The sequence below is a fragment of the Comamonas sp. B-9 genome (genome assembly GCF_000410635.1).
GTDB lineage: Bacteria > Pseudomonadota > Gammaproteobacteria > Burkholderiales > Burkholderiaceae_C > Comamonas.
Genome location: NZ_KE148545.1, coordinates 63,775 through 82,794, shown reverse-complemented (window position 1 = coordinate 82,794; position 19,020 = coordinate 63,775). Strand labels below are relative to the sequence as shown.

At 64.5% G+C, this 19,020-nt stretch carries 18 protein-coding genes and 1 pseudogene; 13 read left to right on the top strand and 6 right to left on the bottom strand.

Going from position 1 to position 19,020, the window contains the following annotated elements; all coding sequences use genetic code 11:
• The first annotated feature begins 116 nt into the window (after window positions 1-116).
• Together H928_RS0109215 and H928_RS0109210 are read left to right on the top strand one after the other, a co-directional pair.
• On the top strand, window positions 117-1,133 hold the full coding sequence (locus H928_RS0109215) for an ABC transporter ATP-binding protein (protein ID WP_021026229.1): 1,017 nt from the start codon (window positions 117-119) through the stop codon (window positions 1,131-1,133).
• Window positions 1,134-1,175: 42 nt separating this feature from the next.
• Entirely contained in the window at window positions 1,176-2,360 is a 1,185-nt protein-coding gene (locus tag H928_RS0109210; protein ID WP_021026228.1) for an amidase, read from the top strand.
• 4 nt (window positions 2,361-2,364) lie between these two features.
• On the opposite strand, the gene H928_RS0109205 is transcribed toward H928_RS0109210, so the two are convergent.
• The 3 genes from H928_RS0109205 to H928_RS0109195 all read right to left on the bottom strand — a co-directional run bounded on the left by H928_RS0109205 (window position 2,365) and on the right by H928_RS0109195 (window position 4,046).
• Entirely contained in the window at window positions 2,365-2,901 is a 537-nt protein-coding gene (locus tag H928_RS0109205) for an ureidoglycolate lyase (RefSeq protein WP_021026227.1), read from the bottom strand.
• Window positions 2,902-2,960: 59 nt separating this feature from the next.
• Complete coding sequence (locus tag H928_RS0109200; protein ID WP_021026226.1) at window positions 2,961-3,332, bottom strand: hypothetical protein; 372 nt, start codon at window positions 3,330-3,332, stop codon at window positions 2,961-2,963.
• A gap of 81 nt (window positions 3,333-3,413) precedes the next feature.
• The gene (locus H928_RS0109195) at window positions 3,414-4,046 is read right to left on the bottom strand and encodes a hypothetical protein (protein ID WP_021026225.1); all 633 of its coding nucleotides are present in this window, start codon (window positions 4,044-4,046) and stop codon (window positions 3,414-3,416) included.
• A 321-nt stretch (window positions 4,047-4,367) separates the two neighbouring features.
• Between H928_RS0109195 and H928_RS0109190 the strand changes: the two genes are divergently transcribed.
• The 3 genes from H928_RS0109190 (at window position 4,368) to H928_RS0109185 (ending at window position 7,818) form a co-directional block, all read left to right on the top strand.
• Window positions 4,368-6,680 (top strand): NADP-dependent malic enzyme, encoded by a 2,313-nt coding sequence (locus H928_RS0109190; protein WP_148293104.1) that lies wholly within the window; start codon window positions 4,368-4,370, stop codon window positions 6,678-6,680.
• A gap of 166 nt (window positions 6,681-6,846) precedes the next feature.
• A complete protein-coding gene (locus tag H928_RS30735; RefSeq protein ID WP_084635744.1) occupies window positions 6,847-7,257 on the top strand; it encodes a ribonuclease domain-containing protein in 411 nt (136 codons plus the stop codon).
• A 135-nt stretch (window positions 7,258-7,392) separates the two neighbouring features.
• Entirely contained in the window at window positions 7,393-7,818 is a 426-nt protein-coding gene (locus H928_RS0109185; RefSeq protein WP_027010748.1) for a barstar family protein, read from the top strand.
• A gap of 84 nt (window positions 7,819-7,902) precedes the next feature.
• Here the strand turns inward: H928_RS0109185 and rsmA are convergent, their stop codons facing one another.
• From rsmA to H928_RS0109170, 3 genes are all read right to left on the bottom strand, one after another.
• Window positions 7,903-8,682 (bottom strand): 16S rRNA (adenine(1518)-N(6)/adenine(1519)-N(6))-dimethyltransferase RsmA, encoded by a 780-nt coding sequence (rsmA, locus tag H928_RS0109180; RefSeq protein ID WP_021026222.1) that lies wholly within the window; start codon window positions 8,680-8,682, stop codon window positions 7,903-7,905.
• A 118-nt stretch (window positions 8,683-8,800) separates the two neighbouring features.
• Entirely contained in the window at window positions 8,801-10,228 is a 1,428-nt protein-coding gene (locus H928_RS0109175) for a peptidylprolyl isomerase (protein ID WP_027010747.1), read from the bottom strand.
• Window positions 10,229-10,242: 14 nt separating this feature from the next.
• Window positions 10,243-12,708, bottom strand: a complete 2,466-nt coding sequence (locus H928_RS0109170; RefSeq protein WP_021026220.1) for an LPS assembly protein LptD — start codon at window positions 12,706-12,708, stop codon at window positions 10,243-10,245.
• A 123-nt stretch (window positions 12,709-12,831) separates the two neighbouring features.
• Between H928_RS0109170 and H928_RS0109165 the strand changes: the two genes are divergently transcribed.
• The 8 genes and pseudogenes from H928_RS0109165 to H928_RS26915 all read left to right on the top strand — a co-directional run.
• The gene (locus H928_RS0109165; RefSeq protein WP_021026219.1) at window positions 12,832-13,977 is read left to right on the top strand and encodes an aminoglycoside phosphotransferase family protein; all 1,146 of its coding nucleotides are present in this window, start codon (window positions 12,832-12,834) and stop codon (window positions 13,975-13,977) included.
• A 53-nt stretch (window positions 13,978-14,030) separates the two neighbouring features.
• On the top strand, window positions 14,031-14,765 hold the full coding sequence (locus H928_RS0109160) for a 16S rRNA (uracil(1498)-N(3))-methyltransferase (RefSeq protein ID WP_021026218.1): 735 nt from the start codon (window positions 14,031-14,033) through the stop codon (window positions 14,763-14,765).
• Between the two features lie 314 nt (window positions 14,766-15,079).
• The gene (locus tag H928_RS0109155; RefSeq protein WP_021026217.1) at window positions 15,080-15,859 is read left to right on the top strand and encodes an IclR family transcriptional regulator; all 780 of its coding nucleotides are present in this window, start codon (window positions 15,080-15,082) and stop codon (window positions 15,857-15,859) included.
• Between the two features lie 44 nt (window positions 15,860-15,903).
• Window positions 15,904-16,644 (top strand): transporter substrate-binding domain-containing protein, encoded by a 741-nt coding sequence (locus tag H928_RS0109150; protein WP_021026216.1) that lies wholly within the window; start codon window positions 15,904-15,906, stop codon window positions 16,642-16,644.
• A 63-nt stretch (window positions 16,645-16,707) separates the two neighbouring features.
• A complete protein-coding gene (locus H928_RS0109145; protein WP_021026215.1) occupies window positions 16,708-17,376 on the top strand; it encodes an amino acid ABC transporter permease in 669 nt (222 codons plus the stop codon).
• Window positions 17,377-17,387: 11 nt separating this feature from the next.
• The gene (locus H928_RS0109140; RefSeq protein ID WP_021026214.1) at window positions 17,388-18,149 is read left to right on the top strand and encodes an amino acid ABC transporter ATP-binding protein; all 762 of its coding nucleotides are present in this window, start codon (window positions 17,388-17,390) and stop codon (window positions 18,147-18,149) included.
• A 16-nt stretch (window positions 18,150-18,165) separates the two neighbouring features.
• On the top strand, window positions 18,166-18,756 hold the full coding sequence (locus tag H928_RS0109135) for a HutD family protein (protein ID WP_043339417.1): 591 nt from the start codon (window positions 18,166-18,168) through the stop codon (window positions 18,754-18,756).
• A 4-nt stretch (window positions 18,757-18,760) separates the two neighbouring features.
• Window positions 18,761-19,020: pseudogene (locus tag H928_RS26915) on the top strand (formimidoylglutamate deiminase); the annotation flags it as partial.

The window sequence follows — 19,020 nt, the reverse complement described above, 5'->3', positions numbered from 1 at the left end:
CGGCCGTCACCCCGGTGCAGCTGCACCATGCCGCGCGCTGCCTGGTGCATGAGCCCGGCAGTGGCCACCCCCTGGCCGCCGCCACGGCGCTGGCCGCCTGAACCCGGAGCACCACGATGAACACAGCCTCTCCTCCCCTGGTCCAGATCCAGGACCTGAATGTGCAGTTTGCCAGTGGCAAGAAAGTGGTCCAGGCCGTCAGCGGCGTGAGCCTGTCGGTCGCCAAGGGCGAAGCGGTGGCGCTGATTGGCGAATCGGGATCGGGCAAGAGCGTGACCCTGCGCAGCCTGCTGCGCCTGCACCCTGAGCGCAAGACCACGATGAAGGGCCAGATCCGGGTCGCAGGCCAGGATGTGCTGGCGCTGCGCGGCGGCGCGCTCAACGACTTTCGCGGCAAGACCTGCGCGATGATTTTTCAGGACCCGTTGCTGGCGCTGGACCCGGTCTACCCGGTGGGCGCGCAGATTGTCGAAGCCATACGCCGCCACGAGCGCGTGAGCCACAGCGAGGCGCAGCAGCGCGCGCTGGCGCTGTTCGAGCGGGTGCGCATTCCCAGCCCCGAGCAGCGCCTCAAGGCCTACCCGCATGAGATGTCGGGCGGCATGCGCCAGCGGGCCATGATTGCGCTGGCCCTGGCCTGCAACCCGCAGGTGCTGCTCGCCGACGAGCCCACCACCGCGCTGGACGCCACCGTGCAGATCCAGATCCTGCTGCTGCTGCGCGAGCTGCAGCGTGAGCTGGGCCTGGGCATTGTGTTTGTGACCCACGACATTGGCGCGGCGGTGGAAGTGGCCGACCGCATTGCGGTGATGTATGCGGGCCGCATTGTGGAAGAGGGCACGGCCGAGCAGCTGATCCGCAGTCCGCGCCACCCCTACACCATGGCCTTGCTGCAAAGCCGATCCCATGGCGCGATGGAGCGCGGCCAGCCGCTGCAGACCATTGCTGGCGCGCCGCCCGATCTGACCGCCATCCCACCGGGCTGCGCCTTTGCACCGCGCTGCAAGCTGGCCACGGCCGCCTGCCTGCAAGCGGTGCCGGAGCCGGTCACGCTGGCGCCTGGCCATATGGCGCGCTGCGTGCACACTACAACGGCGGCAGCCTTTGCGCCCAACGTGCTGGCCGCTGCCTAGGCCCCTGCGTTTCTATCTTTTTTGCCCAGGACTGAACCCACCATGCCCTTGCACGACCCTGCCCACGCCTTTGTTCCCTACCCCGATGTGCCTGTGCGCCATGCGGCCACCGGCCCGCTCAGCGGCCTGTACTTTGGGGTGAAGGACTTGTTCGACATTGCCGGCTATCCCACGGGGGGCGGCAACCCGCTGCTGCTGGCCCTGTCCGGCATCAAGACGCAGACGGCGCCCACCGTGCAAAAGCTGCTAGATGCCGGCGCGGCGCTGGCGGGCAAGACGGTGACCGATGAGCTGGCCTTCTCGATGAATGGCAACAACGCCCACTTTGGCGCGCCGATCAATGGCAATGCGCCCGAGCGCATCACCGGTGGTTCGTCGTCGGGCTCGGCATCGGCGGTATCGAGCCGGCTGTGCGACTTTGCGCTGGGCACGGACACGGGCGGCTCGGTGCGTGCGCCGGCGAGCCACTGTGGCCTGTATGGCATACGGCCCACGCATGGCCGGGTGAGCCTGGAGTCAGCCCTGGCGCTGTGCCACAGTTTTGACACCTGCGGCTGGTTTGCCCGCGATGCCCATACCTTTGCCCGCGTGGCCGATGTGCTGATGGCGCCCGACACGACGCCGCTGCCGGACCGCCCGCGCCTGCTGATGCCCAGCGATGTCTGGGGCCTGGTGGACAGCGCTGTGCGCCCGGCCTGGGATGGGGCGCTGCAGCAGATCACGCAGCTGCTGGGCAGCGCGCAGGATTGCAAAGCGGTGCTCGATTCCTTTGACGCGATGTACTGGAGCTTTCGCTATATCCAGGGGCGCGAAGCCTGGATGACCGATGGCGCCTTCATCAGCCGCTATGCGCCGGTGCTGGGCCCGGGCGTGAAGGAGCGCTTTGACTGGTCGAGCAAGGTGACGGATGCGCAGGTGCAGGAGGCCGAGCAGTTCCGTGCGCGCTTCCGCCAGCATTTGGCTGATCTGTTGGGCAGCGATGGCGTGCTGGTGATGCCGACCATGCCCGATATTGCGCCGCTTCGCAGCGCCGATGAGGCATCGCTGGAGGCCTACCGCAACCAGGCCGTGCAGATGCTGTGCCTGGCGGGCTTGGCGGGCTTTCCGCAGATCTCGCTGCCGCTGGCCAGCCGCGATGGCGCGCCCTTGGGCATCTCGCTGCTGGGCCCGGCAGGCACGGACCGCAGTTTGATCGCCATTGCGCAGCAGCTGGCAGCTGCGGTCTGAGTGATTAAGCGAGATCAGCGGGCAGGCTAACCTGCAGCGGCGCGCTGATCGCTTCGCAGCGGCAATCCAGCGCATCGGCGCGCCGCTCGATGACGGCGAAATCACCGCCCTCGACGGCGAGCAAGGCATGGTGCCAGGTGCCGGGCGCCAGCACGATGCCCTGGCGGCCATCGGTCACAAAGGCCTGCAGATCCTCAGCCTGGGGAGCGGGGCCGGCAGCGGCCACCACCACAACAAAGCGCTGGGTGCCCAGCGGCACAAAGCTCTGGCTGCCCAGTGCATGGCATTCGACCTCGGTCACCGCCAGCGGAAACTGCCGCGCCTGCGCGCGAAACAGCGCCAGCATCGGCCAGCCGCCTTGCGCCGTCAGCTGCAGATCGGGCAGCAGGTCATAGCGCAGCGCATTGCCCTGGTTGATGGACTGGCTGGGCAGGCTGGGGTCGGCCAGGCCAATCACAGTGCCAAAGGCCGAGAAGTTGTGCGCGGTCAGAGGCCGCGCCTCCAGAACCAGTGCAGCGGGGTGGGTGTTGGGGGTCGTCATGGCCAGCTAGCTAGCAAGGACGGTGCCTGATTGGCGATGCGGCGACCGTTGCGCAATACTCAAGGCTTGCCATCGGCTTCGTGCTGCGCGCCCTTGCTGTCGGTGATGACGGCGCCCATGCCGGCCGAGGGGTTCACGCTGCCGCCTTCGGCCGTGGTGCCGCCGTTGGAGGCCTTGGGGTCATCGGCAGAGGCCAGCGGCACGGCAGGGGGCAGGGGATCGTGTTTGTCGGCCTTGGCGTGGGGCAGGACCGAGTGGCTGTCGATGATGGGCGCGTTGAACAGCGGCTTGTCGGGCAAGGGCTGGCGCGATGCCGCTACCGTGCCGGAGATGGGTTTCATCGGCCCGGGGCGTTCGTCACAGGCGCTCAGCAGGCTGGCAGTGGCAACGACGGCTGCCAGGGCGGCAAGTCGGGTTGGAATGGCTGGCATGGGCTTTTCCCTGTAGTGGTGCTGGTAACCCCGCCATTGTCGCCGCAGGCCGGGCGCCCAGGTGTCAGCCAATCACGGCAATCAGCGCGCGCCCAGCAGCGCCAGGTAGGCATGGCGCGTCTCGGGCGAGACGCTCTGGATGACCTGCTCATAGGTGGTCTGGTTGCGCAGCTGCATGCGCGCCGAGGCCACGGCCTTGGATTTGCAGTACCAGTGGCAGGTGTGCTGCATCAGATACATCTCGGCCAGCAAGGTGAAGGCGCGGTCCTTGGGGCTGCGGCCGGCGGTGTTGGCCACGACGCGGGCAATGCCATCGGCATGCAGGCGGATGGCGGTGCGCAGGTCAAAGGATTTGCTGCCGCCCTGGAGCTTGTCGATCAGCTGCGAGAAGGGGAAGTAAAACGCCTGGGTGCTGATCTTGAACGTGGCGCCATTGGCCGGCTCGGGCGCCTTGGCCAGCGTGTCGGCAAAGCTGCTGAACTGGCTGGCCAGGCTGTTTTCCACCGATGCCTGCAGCTCCCAGATTTGCTGCTGGCGGTTGCTGTCTTTCTCGTCCAGCGCCCGCATATAGCTGCTGACCAGGCGCTCCATCAGCTTTTCGATGTCGTAATTACGCAAATATTGGGCCAGCAAGGCGATGCGCTGCTTTTGGGCCTTGGCGCGCAGCACATAGCTCACGCCCAGGATGAGAACGACCAGCAGCATTAAATCCATGACAAATGAGGCCTTGCAGAGCCTATAAAGCGCAAACGTTTGTCATTGTAGACCTTGGCTTCCGCCAAGAGGGGCGGGCTTTACGCAATGTATGCCTAAACTGGAAAAAGCTATACATCTTTTTCATAGTTCTAGTCGGCGACTGGAATACTTGATTTTTAGCCTGCGCCTAGAATGGTGAGTGCCTTGTATACGATCCACAGCTTTTGGCCGTGGGCCAATCGTTCTGGGCCCTTGGACATACTGTTGAGACATGCATGCAGATGGCAGCATGTTCCAGCTGTTTTTCGTAGTGAATGCTGCGTGATGCCGGAGACCGCCATGACTGAGAAGAATTCAACCCCCACTGCGGTGGACAAGCGTGCGCTGCTGCGCCAGTCCGCACTGGAGTACCACCAGTTTCCCCGCCCCGGCAAGGTGGCGATTGCCGCGACCAAGCCCATGGCCAACCAGCATGACCTGGCGCTGGCCTATTCGCCCGGCGTGGCCGCGCCTTGCGAAGAGATCGTCAAGGACCCGGCAGCTGCCTTCAAGTACACCAGCCGTGGCAACCTGGTGGCGGTGATCTCCAACGGCACGGCGGTGCTGGGCCTGGGCGATATTGGCGCGCTGGCCTCCAAGCCGGTGATGGAAGGCAAGGGCGTTCTGTTCAAGAAGTTTGCAGGTGTCGATGTTTTTGACATCGAAATCAACGAAAAAGACCCCCAGAAGCTGGTGGAAGTGATCGCTGCGCTGGAGCCCACCTTTGGCGCCGTGAATCTGGAAGACATCAAGGCGCCCGAGTGCTTCTATGTGGAGCGTGAACTGCGCAAGCGCATGAAGATCCCGGTCTTCCACGACGACCAGCACGGCACCGCGATCACCGTGGCAGCGGCCATGGTCAATGCGCTCAAGGTCGCAGGCAAGAAGATTGAAGAAGTGAAGCTCGTTGCCTCGGGCGCGGGCGCTGCAGCGCTGGCCTGCCTGAACCTGCTGCTGGAGATTGGCCTCAAGCGCGAAAACGTGATGGTGACCGACATCGTCGGCGTGGTCTACAAGGGCCGTACCGAGCTGATGGACGAAGATAAGGAGCTTTTCGCGCAAGAAACCGACAAGCGCACGTTGTCGCAGGTAATTGACGGCGCCGATGGGTTCCTGGGCCTGTCGGCGGGCGGTGTGCTCAAGCCCGACATGGTGCAGCGCATGGCAGCGCGCCCCATCATCTTCGCGCTGGCCAACCCCAACCCCGAGATCTCGCCCGAAGACGCCAAGGCGGTGCGCGACGACATCATCATGGCGACCGGCCGTTCGGACTACCCGAACCAGGTCAACAATGTGCTGTGCTTCCCCTACATCTTCCGGGGCGCGCTCGACTGCGGCGCCACAACCATCACCACCGAGATGGAAATCGCCACGGTGCACGCGATTGCCGACCTGGCCCAGGCTGAGCAGACCGAAGAGGTCGCCAATGCCTATGCCGGCCAGGACCTGTCCTTCGGCCCCGAGTACCTGATCCCCAAGCCGTTTGACCCGCGCCTGATGATGAAGATTGCGCCCGCTGTGGCGCAGGCAGCGGCCGAATGCGGCGTGGCCGAGCGTCCGATCCAGGACATGGATGCCTACCGCGAGCACCTGCAGACCTTTGTCTACGCCTCCGGCACGGCGATGAAGCCCATCTTCATGGCGGCCAAGCGCGCGGCGAAAAAGCGCATTGCCTATGCCGAAGGCGAGGAAGAGCGCATCCTGCGTGCGGCCCAGATCGTGGTCGACGAGCGCGTGGCGCGCCCCACCTTGATCGGCCGCCCGGCCATCATTGCCCAGCGCATCGAGAAGTTCGGCCTGCGCCTCAAGGAAGGCACGGACTACGATGTGGTCAACGTCGAGCATGACGACCGCTACCGCGATTTCTGGCAGTCCTACCACCGCATGGCCGAGCGCAAGGGCGTGACGGTGCCGATCGCTAAGATCGAAATGCGCCGCCGCCTGACCCTGATTGGCTGCATGCTGCTGCACAAGGGCGAGGTCGATGGCCTGATCTGCGGCACCTGGAACAACACCGCCATCCACCTGCATTACATCGACCAGGTGATTGGCAAGCGCGCCGGCACCGCCACCTACGCCTGCATGAACGGCCTGCTGCTGCCCGAGCGCCAGGTCTTCCTGGTCGACACCCATGTGAACTACGACCCGACGGCCGAGCAGCTCGCCGAGATCACGATCATGGCGGCCGAGGAGATGATGCGCTTTGGTATCAAGCCCAAGGCCGCGCTGCTGTCGCACTCGAACTTTGGCTCCAGCAACCAGCCCAGCGCCGTCAAGATGCGCCAGACCCTGGAGCTGCTGCGCATCCAGGCGCCCTGGCTCGAAGTGGACGGCGAGATGCACGGCGATGTGGCCCTGGACCAGAAGCAGCGTGCCAGCATCATGCCCGAGAGCCCTCTGGTCGGGAACGCCAATCTGCTGGTGCTGCCCAACATCGATGCGGCCAATATCAGCTACAACCTGCTCAAAACGGCAGCGGGCGGCAATATCGCCATTGGCCCTATCCTGCTGGGTGCCGCCCAACCGGTGCATATTTTGACCCCCAGCGCCACGGTGCGCCGCATTGTCAACATGACGGCCGTTGCAGTTGCAGACGCGAATTTTGCGCGCTGATAAAGATGTTTTCAGTGCAGTTGGCTTGAATCTGCCACGCCTGCCGCTGTAAAATACTGAGAAGCCTGCTCAAATTTTGGGCAGGCTTCTTGCATTTTGGGGGGCAATCCGTCACACTGACTGGCTGAACTTGCGGTGAAGTCCGCGGTTCTGAAAGGTGTTGTTGATGCTCAAAGCATGGGGTTTTCTGGCCCGCTCGTCTGTGAAGGCTGGCGTGCTCGCTGTGGTCATGGCTGCGCTGCCGCCAGGGGTCCAGGCCCGGGGCAGCGGGCCTTCCGCATTCGATGGGCCGGTCGTGGCGGTGGCCGAATTGCCGCCTCAAGGCCGCAAAACCTATGCATTGATCTACGAAGGCGGCCCTTTTCCCTATGACAAGGACGGCTCGGTATTTGGTAACCGTGAGCGCATACTGCCCAGGCACCCGCGTGGTTACTACCGGGAATACACCGTCAAGACACCCGGTTCCCGCGATCGCGGGGCGCGTCGCATTATTTGTGGCGGTCAGGTCGCCACAATGCCCGATACTTGCTACTACACCCAGGATCACTACAGCAGCTTTCGGCGTATTGTGAATTAGCCAGTCAGATTCCTCCTATGTCGCTTTTCCGCAAGAGATGTCTTGCGCAGAGTGATGTGCTAAGTCAACAATGCCCAATGAGCCCCAGGGATGGGGTGTGGTTTTTAAAAAATGCTAATGGAAAGAGCAACGGAGATGGACACTCCACTTCGTCAGGTACAAGATACATCGCTGCGTTTCGTGCGTCCCAACATCGTGCAGGCCATTCGGGCCTACCGGTTGGAGGACCTGCGTGACGCAGCCCAGAACCTGGGGCAGCACTTTTTGTACGCCAATCTGGCGCACGCCCTGTCCAAGGCCGATGTGCTCGAGTTGATTGGCATGCAGTTTTATTTTCCGTCGCACTACGGCAAGAACTTCGATGCGCTGTTCGACTGCCTGACCGACCCTTTGCACAAAAGTGGCCCGCAGCCCGGCTTTGTCGTGGTGCTGGACCAGATCCCGACTGCGATGAAGTTTGACCGCGAAGCGCGCGAGCAGCTGCTCGATGTGTTTCGCGATGCGGCCGAGTACTGGGCCGAGCGCAAGGTGCCTTTTCGCTGCTTTTACTCTTTCCTCTGATGGGCTTGCTGATGAGCAAGAAAAAACGCCCGGCTTGTGCCGGGCGTTTTGCTTGTGGGATGGGCCGCTTCAATCCCTGACCGCTCAAGCCGCCTTGGGCGCTGCCGAGAGGCTGGCAGCGGCCTGTTCGTATTCGGCCACCGGCACTTCTTCGGCGCGGCGCTGCAGGTCGAAGTTGCCGCTGTAGCCTTTTTCCTCCAGCCATTTGCCCAAGGTGTTGCGCAAGATCTTGCGGCGCTGGCTGAAGGCCACGCGCACCAGGTCTTCGAGCAGCTTGGCATCGAGCTGGGCGGGTTCGGCGCGCGGGACCATGCGCACCACGGCGCTGTCGACCTTGGGGGGCGGGTCAAAGCTCTCGGGCGGCACAAAGAGCACGTTCTCCATCGCATAGCGCCATTGCAGCATGACGGTGAGGCGGCCGTAGTCCGAGGTGGCGGGTGCGGCCACCATGCGGTCGATCACCTCTTTTTGCAGCATGAAGTGCTGGTCTTCGACCACATCGACCTGGTCGAGCAGGTGAAACAGGATGGGGCTGGAGATGTTGTAGGGCAGGTTGCCGGCCACGCGCAGCTTGGCCACGCCCAGGCGCTGGGCGAGGGCGCGGAAATCGACCTTCAGCACATCGGACTCGACCACATCGAGCTGCGGGTGCGTGCGCAGGCGCAGGGCCAGATCGCGGTCCAGCTCAATGACGCTGAGCTTGCCCAGGCGCTCGACCAGCGGCTGGGTCAGCGCCATCAGACCGGGGCCGATCTCCACCACCGTCTGGCCGGGCAGTGGGTGGATGGCGTCGACAATCGCGTCGATGACGGCGCGATCGGTCAGAAAGTTCTGGCCAAAGCGCTTGCGGGGAATGTGTTTCATGCAATGACAAAGCGGTGCGAAAGCACCGCTCTTGGGTTGGCAGGCTTGGGGCCGATGATGACACCGCCGCAGCGCCACAGCGCCGGGCAGGGTCATCACGCCCCAGGCGGCTGGGCTGTTACTGGGGCGGGTCGCGGTATTCGACATAGGCCCGCGCACGGGCTTCCTGCGCCCAGGTGCTGAAGGCCTGCTCGAGCTTGTTCTCGCGCACGATGGAGCGCACCATGTCACGCTGCTCGCGCTGGTTGAGCTTGGCCTCGCGGCGCTCGAGCAGCTGGATCAGGTGGATACCAAAGCGGCTGGCAATGGGCTGGCTGATCTCGCCAGGCTGCAGCGCGTTGAGCGCTTCTTCGAACTCCGGCACGAACTTGCGCGGGCTGGCCCAGCCCAGGTCGCCGCCTTCCTTGGCGCTGCCGTCTTCGGAGTAGCGCTTGGCCAGGTCTTCAAACGTGTCCTGCTTGGCCAGCACACGGCGGCGGTAGTCTTCGAGGCGCTCCACCGCCTGGGCTTCGCTCAGCTGGGGGCCGGGGCGCAGCAGGATGTGGCGGGCATGGCTTTGGGTGACGATGGCTGGCACCTCACCGCTCGTCTTCTCCAGCACCTTCAGGATGTGAAAGCCCGCAGGCGAGCGCACCGGGCCGGCAATGGCGCCCTGCGGCGTGGACTGCGTCGCCCTGACGAACAGCTCGGGGTAGCGGTCGGCCGGGCGCAGGCCCATGGCGCCGCCGCCCTTGCCGTCGGGCACATCGGAGAACTCGGCCACGGCGGCACCAAAGTCTTCACCGGCGCGGATCTTGTCGGCTGCCTGCTGGGCCTTGGCCTGCAGCTGCTTGACCTGGTCTTCGCTGGCGTTTTCCGGCACGGTGATCAGGATGTGGCCCAGGTTGAGCTGGGTGGCGGCACTGGCCATGCCGGCCTTGGCCTTTTGCTCGCGCAGGTACTGGTCGATGTCGAGGTCGCTCACGCGCACCTTGGAGTCGACCTCGGCCTCGCGCAGCTTCTGGATCACCAGCTGCTTTTTCAGATCGGCGCGGAACTGCTCCTCTGGAATGCCTTCGCTGGCCAGGCGGCGGCGCAGCTCGGGCATGGTCATGCTGTTCTGGCGTGCGACCGACTCTTCGGCCTGCTGCACGGCAAAGTTGTCCACCGTGATGTTGCGCTCGGCAGCCATCTGCAGCTGGATCTTCTGGCCGATCAGCATCTCCAGCGCCTGGCGGCGTGCCGTCTCGGCGGGGATGTTGTTGGCCTCGGCCTGGGCACGCAGGCGGTCGTACTGCTGCTGCACTTCGACATTGGTGACCGGCTCGGAATTGACGACCGCGACGATGAAGTCCGCAGAGCGGGGGGCATTGCTGCTGCGCTGGGCCAGCGAGGCAGCAGGGATCGCCACCGACGGCACGGCCGTTGGCGTGCCGATGCCGGCGCCCGGGGCCCGCATGCCGGCGGATGCGTTGTCGTTGCTAGCCTTGAAGCCTTGCGCTGCGCTGGCACCAGCGAGCAAAGCCAGGCTGCAGGCCACGCTCAAAGAGAGAATGCGTTGTTTCATGGTCAGGGAATGCTTCAATCGTAATTGCTGAAACGGCTGGGCGCTGCAGAGCCGTTGCCGCTGGGCAGAGACTGGTAGCCGGGCACGTTTTCGCGCATGCTGGCCAGCGGGTCAGCGCCCAGGGTGAGTTTGGTCAGGCCAGTGAATTCCATCTGGAACAGCAGCTTGGTGTTCGCCTGTACCAGCGAGTTCTGCAAACGCTGCAGCACCACACGGCTGCTCCAGCAGCAGCCGCTGTATTCCAAGCCAATGACCGAATCCACCAGTTTCTTATCGCGCATACTGTAGTTCAGGCGGCCCACAGTGTACCAGCGGCCTTCGCCCTTGGCTTTTTTGCCCCCGGAGCCAAAGATCTCATTGACCGGCCACTGCCAGCCCAGGTCCATCTGCTCGCTGTTCTGTGCCTGGTAGCGGTAGGCCAGCGCCAGCGTCTTGTAGTCGCCGGGCTTGTAGCGCGCCTGCATGGTCGAGCGCACCGAGCGGCCGCTGTCCGGGTTGAACTGCACCGTGGTGTCAAAGCCCCACTTGGGCGTCCAGTTGATGCCCGCGCCCAGCATGATGTCCGACCAGCGCTCGTTGACCGAGCTGGCATTGGGCATGACCACCTGCTGGTCCGAGAAGCGCAGGCGCTGGGCGATGCCAAAGCGCGCCGCCTCGGCGCCGGTCTCGGCATCGAGAAAGCGCGTGGTGGCGCCCACGGTCAGCATGTTGTTGTCGGCAATGCGGTCATAGCCGCTGAACGAGTTCGAGCTGAAGATGGTCGCAAAGCTGAAGTCATACGGCGCCGTGTCGTAGACCGGAATCATGCTCTGGTCGCGGTAGGGCGTGTAGGTGTAGAAGGCGCGCGGCTCCAGCGTCTGGATCAGGTTGCGGCCAAACAGGCGCGTCGAGCGCTCAAAGGTCAGGCCGCTGTCGAGGCTGACGGTGGGCACGGTGATGCTGGCGCTGCTGACGGTGGCCAGGCCCGAGTTGTCAAAGTTGTAGTGCCGGGTGTTGAGCATCAGCTTGGGCGTGATGTAGCCCTGCGGCGCAATGAATGGGCGGCTGAGCTCTGCCTGGATATAGCCGCGGTCGGCATTGGGCTGGTTGAGCAGGCTGGTGTCGGCACGGAAGCGCGTGGCATCGGCCTCGATCGAGCCTTCCAGGCCCAGCGGCAGGTTTTGCGGCGTGTAGCGGTACTGCAGCTGGGGCATGCGGTCATACGGCGGCACGATGGGCGAGAGCGGGTCCTGCAGGGTCTGCCACTTCTGCGCGCGCAGCAGCAGGCTGTGGTCGTCGCGCGACCAGCTGGCCGAGGCTTCGCTGTTGAGCAGGCGCTCGTTGAGCTTGTAGCTGTTGCCCTGGAAGTCGCGCCAGTAGTCCGAGTCGCTCACGCGCTTGGCGTTGATGTTCAGTCCCAGGCCGCCAATGGGCGTATCCAGGCTGCCGTTGTGCATCCACAGCCAGGACCAGCGGTCGCGGTCGCGCAGGCGGTCGCCGGGCATGTACAGGCCCGCCAGGGTGCCGCTGTAGGTGGGCTCCAGGTAGCGGAACTCGCCGCCCAGCGCCAGGCCGCGCTTGACCATGGCCGTTGGCGTGATGGTGGCGTCGCGGTTGGGCGCAATGTTCCAGTAGTAGGGCTGGGCGTAGGTGAAGCCGCTGTCACTGTCGAGCGACATGGTGGGCGGCAGCAGGCCCGATTTGCGCTTTTCCGACAGCGGAAAGCTCATCTTGGGGATGGGGATGATCGGCACGCCCTTGAATTCAAGCACGCCGTTCTCGGCCACACCGACCTCTTCGAGGTTGTCGATGCTGATTTTTTCAGCACGGATGATCCAGTCCGGCTGCCAGCTGGCCTCGTCGTCGCGCTGGCAGGTGGTGTAGGTGCCGTCATGCACGACCGAGCGCTCGCGGTCGATGAAATCCACGCGCGAGGCCACGCCATAGCCGTTGTTGGGCAGCAGGCGGTAGTTGGCGTCCTTGAAGAAACCCTCGTTCGAATCGAGCTGCATCTGCAGCTCGGTGCCGTCAAACACGCTGCCGGCGCGGTTGATGTGCACATTGCCATCGGCATAGGCGGTGTTGCTGGGCTCGTAAAAGCGCAGGCGGTCGGCGCGGATCATGGTGTCGGCACGGCGCAGGCTGGCATTGCCGGTGACGGTAGTCATGTCCGCCGTCTGGCCGGTGAGCTCGTCGCCCTCGAGGTAGACCGGCATCTTGCCGCGCTGCTCGGAGCTCAGGCTCTCTTGCAGGCGGGGGCTGGTGCGCAGCACCAGGCCGGCGTCGTCATTGCCAGCGGGCGCCTGGGCCAGCACCAGTGCGGGCGAGGCCCAGAGCATGGCCATGCACAGCCGGGCGATGGTGGTGGGGGAGAAGCTAAGGGGGGTGCGGGACAAGGTGCGGGGCGATGTGTTGGTGTTTGCGCGCGCGCGCAGCCCTGCGGCGGCGCCTGCAGGGCGGGGCGAGGCTGGCGCCACATCGGTGAAAGCGTGAATATCCATGGGAAATAGCCACTGGCCTGTGCATCTGCGGTGCATACATGCACACGGAACTGGATCTGGGGCCCAGCCGGGCGGCAGGGCTTTGTAGAATCTGCATTATCCATGAGCCAATCTATTTCCCCCATGTCTGACCCTATTGCTGCATCTTCTGTAGCACCCCAGCCTGACAGCGCCAAGCAATCTTTACAGGGCGTTACCCCCGTCGTGTGGGCCGATGCCACCCGCGCCGCGCAGTTTGCCCCCTGGCTGGCAGCGGTGGCGGCCCGCCATGGTCTGCGCCCCGAGAGCCTGCGACTGGCCTCGGCCGATGCCAGCTTTCGCCGCTACCTGCGGGTGGACGACCAGCAGGGCGGCACGCGCATCATCATGGATGCGCCGCCGGACAAGGAAAACAGCGAACCCTTTGTAAAGGTGCAAGCGCTGCTGGCCGAGGCCGGCCTGAATGCCCCCCAGGTGCTGGACTGGGATGCCGCTAACGGCTTCATGCTGCTGTCCGATCTGGGCACGCAGACGGTGATCGAGAAGCTCCAGCCGCCCGATTCCCAGGCCGCCTACCAGTGGTATATGCAGGCGGTCGATATTTTGGTGGACTGGCAAAAGGCATCGCGCGAAGGCGTGCTGCCCGTTTATGACGAGGCCGTGCTACGCCGCGAGCTGCAGCTGTTCCCTGACTGGTACATCGCCCAGCACCGCCAGGTGCAGCTGAACGACAAGCAGCAGGCCGTGCTCCAAAACGCCTTTGACGCCATCGTGGCGCAGAACCTGTCGGTGCCGCGCGTGTTTGTGCACCGCGACTTCATGATGCGCAACCTGATGGTGCCGCCCACCGCCGGCGCGCCGCTGGGCGTGCTCGATTTCCAGGATGCGCTCTACGGCCCCATCACCTATGACATTGCCAGCCTGATGCGCGATGCCTTCATCAGCTGGGAAGAGGATTTTGTGGTGGACATCACCATCCGCTACTGGGAGAAAGCGCGCAAGGCCGGCCTGCTGGGCGCTGACAGCCCCTCGGGCTTTGGTGCGGATTTCGGTGACTTCTACCGCGCAGTCGAATGGATGGGCATCCAGCGCCACCTGAAGGTGGCCGGCATCTTTGCCCGCCTGACCCTGCGCGACGGCAAGCCGCGCTACCTGGCCGATGCACCGCGCTTTTTGCACTACATTCGCTCAACCGCATCGCGCTACCGCGAGCTGGTGCCGCTGATGCGCCTGATCCATGAGGTCGAGGGCATCGAGGAGCAAGGCGGCTGGATGATGGGCCGGGGTTGAACCTCGTTGCTGAAATCTCTGCCCTTTCCTGCCATCCACTTTGACCCAGCACCATGCCCCGTTTTTACTGCCCCGTTGAGTTGCGCGTAGGCGCTGCACTGGATCTGCCGCCCGAGGCTGCGCGCCATGTGCAGGTGTTTCGCATGCAGCCCGGTGACCACATCACCCTGTTCAACGGCGAAGCCGGCACGCCTGCGGGCGAATACGACGCCAGCATTGTGCAGATGGGCCGCAACCATGTGACCGTGCAGATCGAGGGCCACCTGGCGATCGAGCGCGAAGCGGCCCGCGCCGTGCACCTGCTGGCTGGTATTACCGCGGGCGAGCGCATGGAATGGCTGGTGGAGAAGGCCACCGAGCTGGGCGTGGCCAGCATCACGCCGCTGGAGGCCGAGCGCTCGGTCCCCCGCCTCAAAGGCGACCGCGCCACCAAGCGCCAGGAGCGCTGGCAGGCGATTGCCGCCAGCGCCTGTGAGCAATGCGGCCGCAACCAGGTGCCGCGCATCCATGCGCCCATGGACCTGGCGCAGTGGATCAAGGCCGGCGGCCTGGCCGATGCACAGCGCCTGGTGCTGTCGCTGGCAGACGGCACCCAGCCGCTGGCCCAGGCGGTGCAGCAGGCGGGCGCCCAGCCCCTGGTTTTCCTCTCCGGTCCCGAAGGCGGCCTGTCGCCCGCCGAAGAAGCGCTGGCGCGCGGCAATGGCTTTGCGCCCGTCACCCTGGGCCCACGTGTGCTGCGCGCTGAGACCGCGCCGCTCGCGGCTTTGGGCTATCTGGCGGCCCTTTGACAGCAGCCTGTGCGCTGACGAAGCGCTGACTCAACGCTGATGGAGCGGCGCCCCCACCACGGGCCCGCCCAAACACTCCCCTCTCTTCCGTCCACCTGCCCTGCAGGTGCGCGGCGGCGCTGGCCTGCGCGCTAAGCGCCGCACCACACTGGGGCTTTTTACATTTCAAATTCCCAATAAATGGGAATTGAATGGGCCATTCAATTCCGACCTAGGGTTTGCGCTAGGGTGCAATACAGAGAGCAATTCGACAATTCTGGCATTGATCTTGCAAGATCCTTGTTGTCACTAGTCCCGAGGAATGGGAATTGCGAATGGATGCTACAGAGTTGTTGGTCAGCGAGCGTGCGGCAGCGGATACCCCGGGCTCCGAGGTGTCGGCGGCCGACCGGGTGCTGCAGGTGTTGGCGGTATTGGCCTGCGCCGGGCGGCCGCTGTCGGCCAGCGAGCTGATGCAGGGCACTGGTTTGCCCCGCAGCAGCCTGTACCGGCAGCTCGCGCGCCTCAAGCGTTTTGGCTTTGTGGCCGACAGCGGCGCGCTGTATGCGCCCGGGCCGCTGGGCCTGCAGCTGGCGCGTGGCTTTGACGATGGCTCCCATTTGGTGCATGTGGCCCGCCCTGTGCTGGTGCAGCTGTCGCAGCAGACCCAGGAGAGCGCAGGCCTCTTGGTAGCTGCCAATGGCCAGGCCGTGTGCCTGGACATGGTGGAAAGCCCGCTGTCGCTGCGCTGCTCCTTCGACAAGGGCAGCAGCGTGCCGCTGAAGGTCGGGGCGTCTGCCAAGTGCGTGCTGGCCTACCTGCCTGCCGTGCAACGCGAAGCGCTGCTCAACCAGCACTACGGCGAAGGCACCCCCGCCCGCGCCGAAGCCGCTGCCGAGCTGCAGGAGCTGCGCACGCAGGGCTACATCACCACGGTGGGCCAGGTCGATGCGGGTGTCTGGGGTTGCAGCGTGCCGGTGTTTGCCAGCGGCCGCCGCGCGGTCGCTGCGCTCAGCCTGATGGCGCCGCAGCAGCGTGTGCAGCACCAGCAGGCCCAGCTGGTGCAGGCGACCTTGGCAGCGGCGGCCCGCATCTCCCGCAGTCTGGCTGGATGACATTGCGATTTTGCTTGGTACTTGAATTGAAAAAGGACTCTCCCATGAACTTCCGTCGACTGGTCTTGAAGACCTCTTTGATCGCCCTGGCCTGTGGTGCAGGTGCTGCCTTTGCCCAGAACAATGTGCTGCGCGTGGCCACCGATGCCACTTTCCCGCCGATGGAATTTGTCGAAAACGGCAAGAAAACCGGTTTTGACGTCGAACTCGTCGAGGCCGTTGCGGCCAAGATGGGCAAGAAGGTCGAATGGGTGGATATCGACTTCAAGGGCCTGGTGCCCGGTCTGATCGCCAAGCGCTACGACATGGCCGTCTCGGCCATCTATATCACCGATGAGCGCAAGAAGGTGGTGGACTTCACCCAGCCTTACTACGCCGGCGGCCTGGTGGCCATGGTCAAGGAAGGCAGCCCCATCACCAAGCTGAGCGATCTGGACGGCAAGAAGGTCTCGGTGCAGGTGGGCACCAAGTCGGTGGGTTACCTCACCGAGCACTTCCCCAAGGTGCAGCGCGTGGAGGTCGAAAAGAACCAGGAAATGTTCAACCTGGTCGATATCGGCCGCGCCGATGCCGCCGTCACCGGCAAGCCTGCCGCGTTCCAGTACAACCGCACGCGCGGCGGCATGAAGGTGCTGGCCGAGCAGATCACCACCGAGGAATACGGCATGGCAATCCGCAAGGACACGCCCGAGTTGACGGTGGCCGTGAACAAGGCGCTCGAGCAGCTCAAGGCTGACGGTGGCTACAAGGCCATCGTGGACAAGTGGTTCCCCAGCAGCAAGTGATAGGCAAGGGTGCCGCAGCGCGCTGCCCAGGCAGTGCGCTGATCTGAGACGACAGGATTGACTATGGATTTGGATTTTTCGCCCGTCTGGGCAGGTTGGCCCGATCTGCTGCGCGGTGCAGCGGTGACGGTGGAGATCACGGCCGCTGCGCTGGTGCTGGGCTGCGTGATGGGTCTGCTGATCGGCATTGGCCGGCTCAACCCCAAGAACAGGATCATCTACGGCATCTGCACGGCCTATGTGGCCGCCATCCGGGGCACGCCGCTCCTGGTGCAGCTGTTCATTCTGTTCTTCGGCCTGCCGCAGTTCGGCATCATGCTGCCGGCCTTTGCCTGCGGCGTGCTCGGCCTGGGCATCTACTCGGGCGCCTATGTGTCCGAAGTGGTGCGTGGCGCCATCCAGTCCATCGACCGCGGCCAGATGGAGGCGGCGCGCTCCATCGGCATGTCGTCGGGCCAGGCCATGGCCTCGGTGATCCTGCCCCAGGCCATCGTGCGCATGATTCCGCCGCTGGGCAATGAGTTCATTGCGCTTATCAAGAACTCGGCGCTGGTCTCGCTGCTGACCATCCACGATGTGATGCACCAGGGCCAGAAGATCATCAGCGTCTCCTACCGCTCGCTGGAAGTGTATTTGGCGATTGCCGTGATTTATTTTGTATTGACCGGCGTGACCACCCTGGCCCTGCGCCATTTTGAAAAGCGCCTGCGCGCTGGAGGCATGGTGCAATGACCGCAGCTCCGATGAATTCCGAATCCATGGTCCGCATCCGTGGGCTGCGCAAGGCCTTTGGCACGCATGTGGTGCTCGACGGCATCGACTTTGATGTCAAGCCCCAGCAGGTGGTCGTGGTCATCGGGCCCAGTGGCTCGGGCAAGAGCACCTTCTTGCGCTGCTGCAATGGCCTCGAAGTGCCGCAGGGCGGCAGTGTCGAGATCTGTGGCCGCACCCTGGTGCAGGACGGCCAGATGCTGCCCGAAAAAGCCCTCAACGCGCTGCGAGAAGAGGTGGGCATGGTGTTCCAGTCCTTCAACCTGTTCCCGCACCTGTCGGTGCTGGACAACGTGACCTTGGGCCCGCGCAAGCTCCATGGCTTGAGCCGCAAGGATGCCGATGCGCTGGCGCATGACCTGCTGAAAAAAGTGGGCCTGGGCCACAAGGCCGATGCGATGCCCGGCAGCCTCTCGGGCGGGCAAAAGCAGCGCGTGGCCATTGCGCGCGCGCTGGCCATGCGGCCCAAGGTGATGCTGTTTGACGAGCCGACCTCCGCCCTCGACCCCGAGCTGGTGGGCGAGGTGTTGCAGGTGATGAAGATGCTGGCTGCCGAAGGCATGACGATGATGGTGGTGACCCATGAAATGGGCTTTGCCAAGGAAGTGGCCGATGTGGTCGTCGTCATGGATGGCGGCGGCATCATCGAAGCCGGTGACCCGCAGACCATCTTCAGCAACCCGACCAAGGAGCGCACGCGCAGCTTTTTGCAGGCCGTGTTGACCAAGCAATAAACGGGCAGGGATGAGCATGCAATTTTTCAGCAGCAGCGCGCTGCCCGCTACGCCATGGAAGAACGGCGGCGGCACGACGCAAGAGGTGCTGTGCTGGCCGCCTGGCGCCAGCATCGACAGTTTTGCCTGGCGCATCAGCATTGCGCAGATCGCCAGCAGCGGGCCGTTCTCGGCCTTTGCTGGCGTGGACCGCATCATCACCTTGCTGGGTGGTGACGGCGTGCATTTGCAGGCTGCCGATGGCAGCGTGGACCACCTGCTGCAGCACTGCCTGCAGCCCTTTGCGTTCTCGGGCGATGTGGCGCTGGACTGCGAGCTGCTGGGCGGCGCCTCGCAGGATTTGAATGTGATGACCCGGCGCGGCCGAGTGCAGGCACAGGTGACGATCCACCGGGGTGGCAGCCTGCAGCTGGACAGTGCCCAGGGCCTGCTGCTGGCGCGGGCTGGCAGCTGGCGTTTGCCTGCGCATGCCGCTGCGCTGGTGGCCGGTGGCGAAGACGGCCTGTACTGGCCCGCTGTGCCCGCCCAGCCGCTGCAGCTGGAAGCGGGCAGCGACGATGCCCTGTTGATCGCCGTGGCGCTGCAGGAGGTAGCTCCCGGTGTCTGATGCGATGAATACCCATAACCAATTGTTTGCCGCCCAGGCCTTGCTGCCCACGGGCTGGGCGCAGAACGTGCTGCTGCGCTGGGATGCGCAAGGCCGCTTCAGCGCCATCGAAGCCGGCGTGGACGCGGCCCGCTGCGCCGGCGTGGCACAGGCCGGCGGCCCGGTGCTGCCGGGCATGCCCAATCTGCATTCGCATGCGTTCCAGCGCGGTTTTGCCGGGTTGTCGGAGTTTCGGGGCCAGGCGCAGGACAGCTTTTGGAGCTG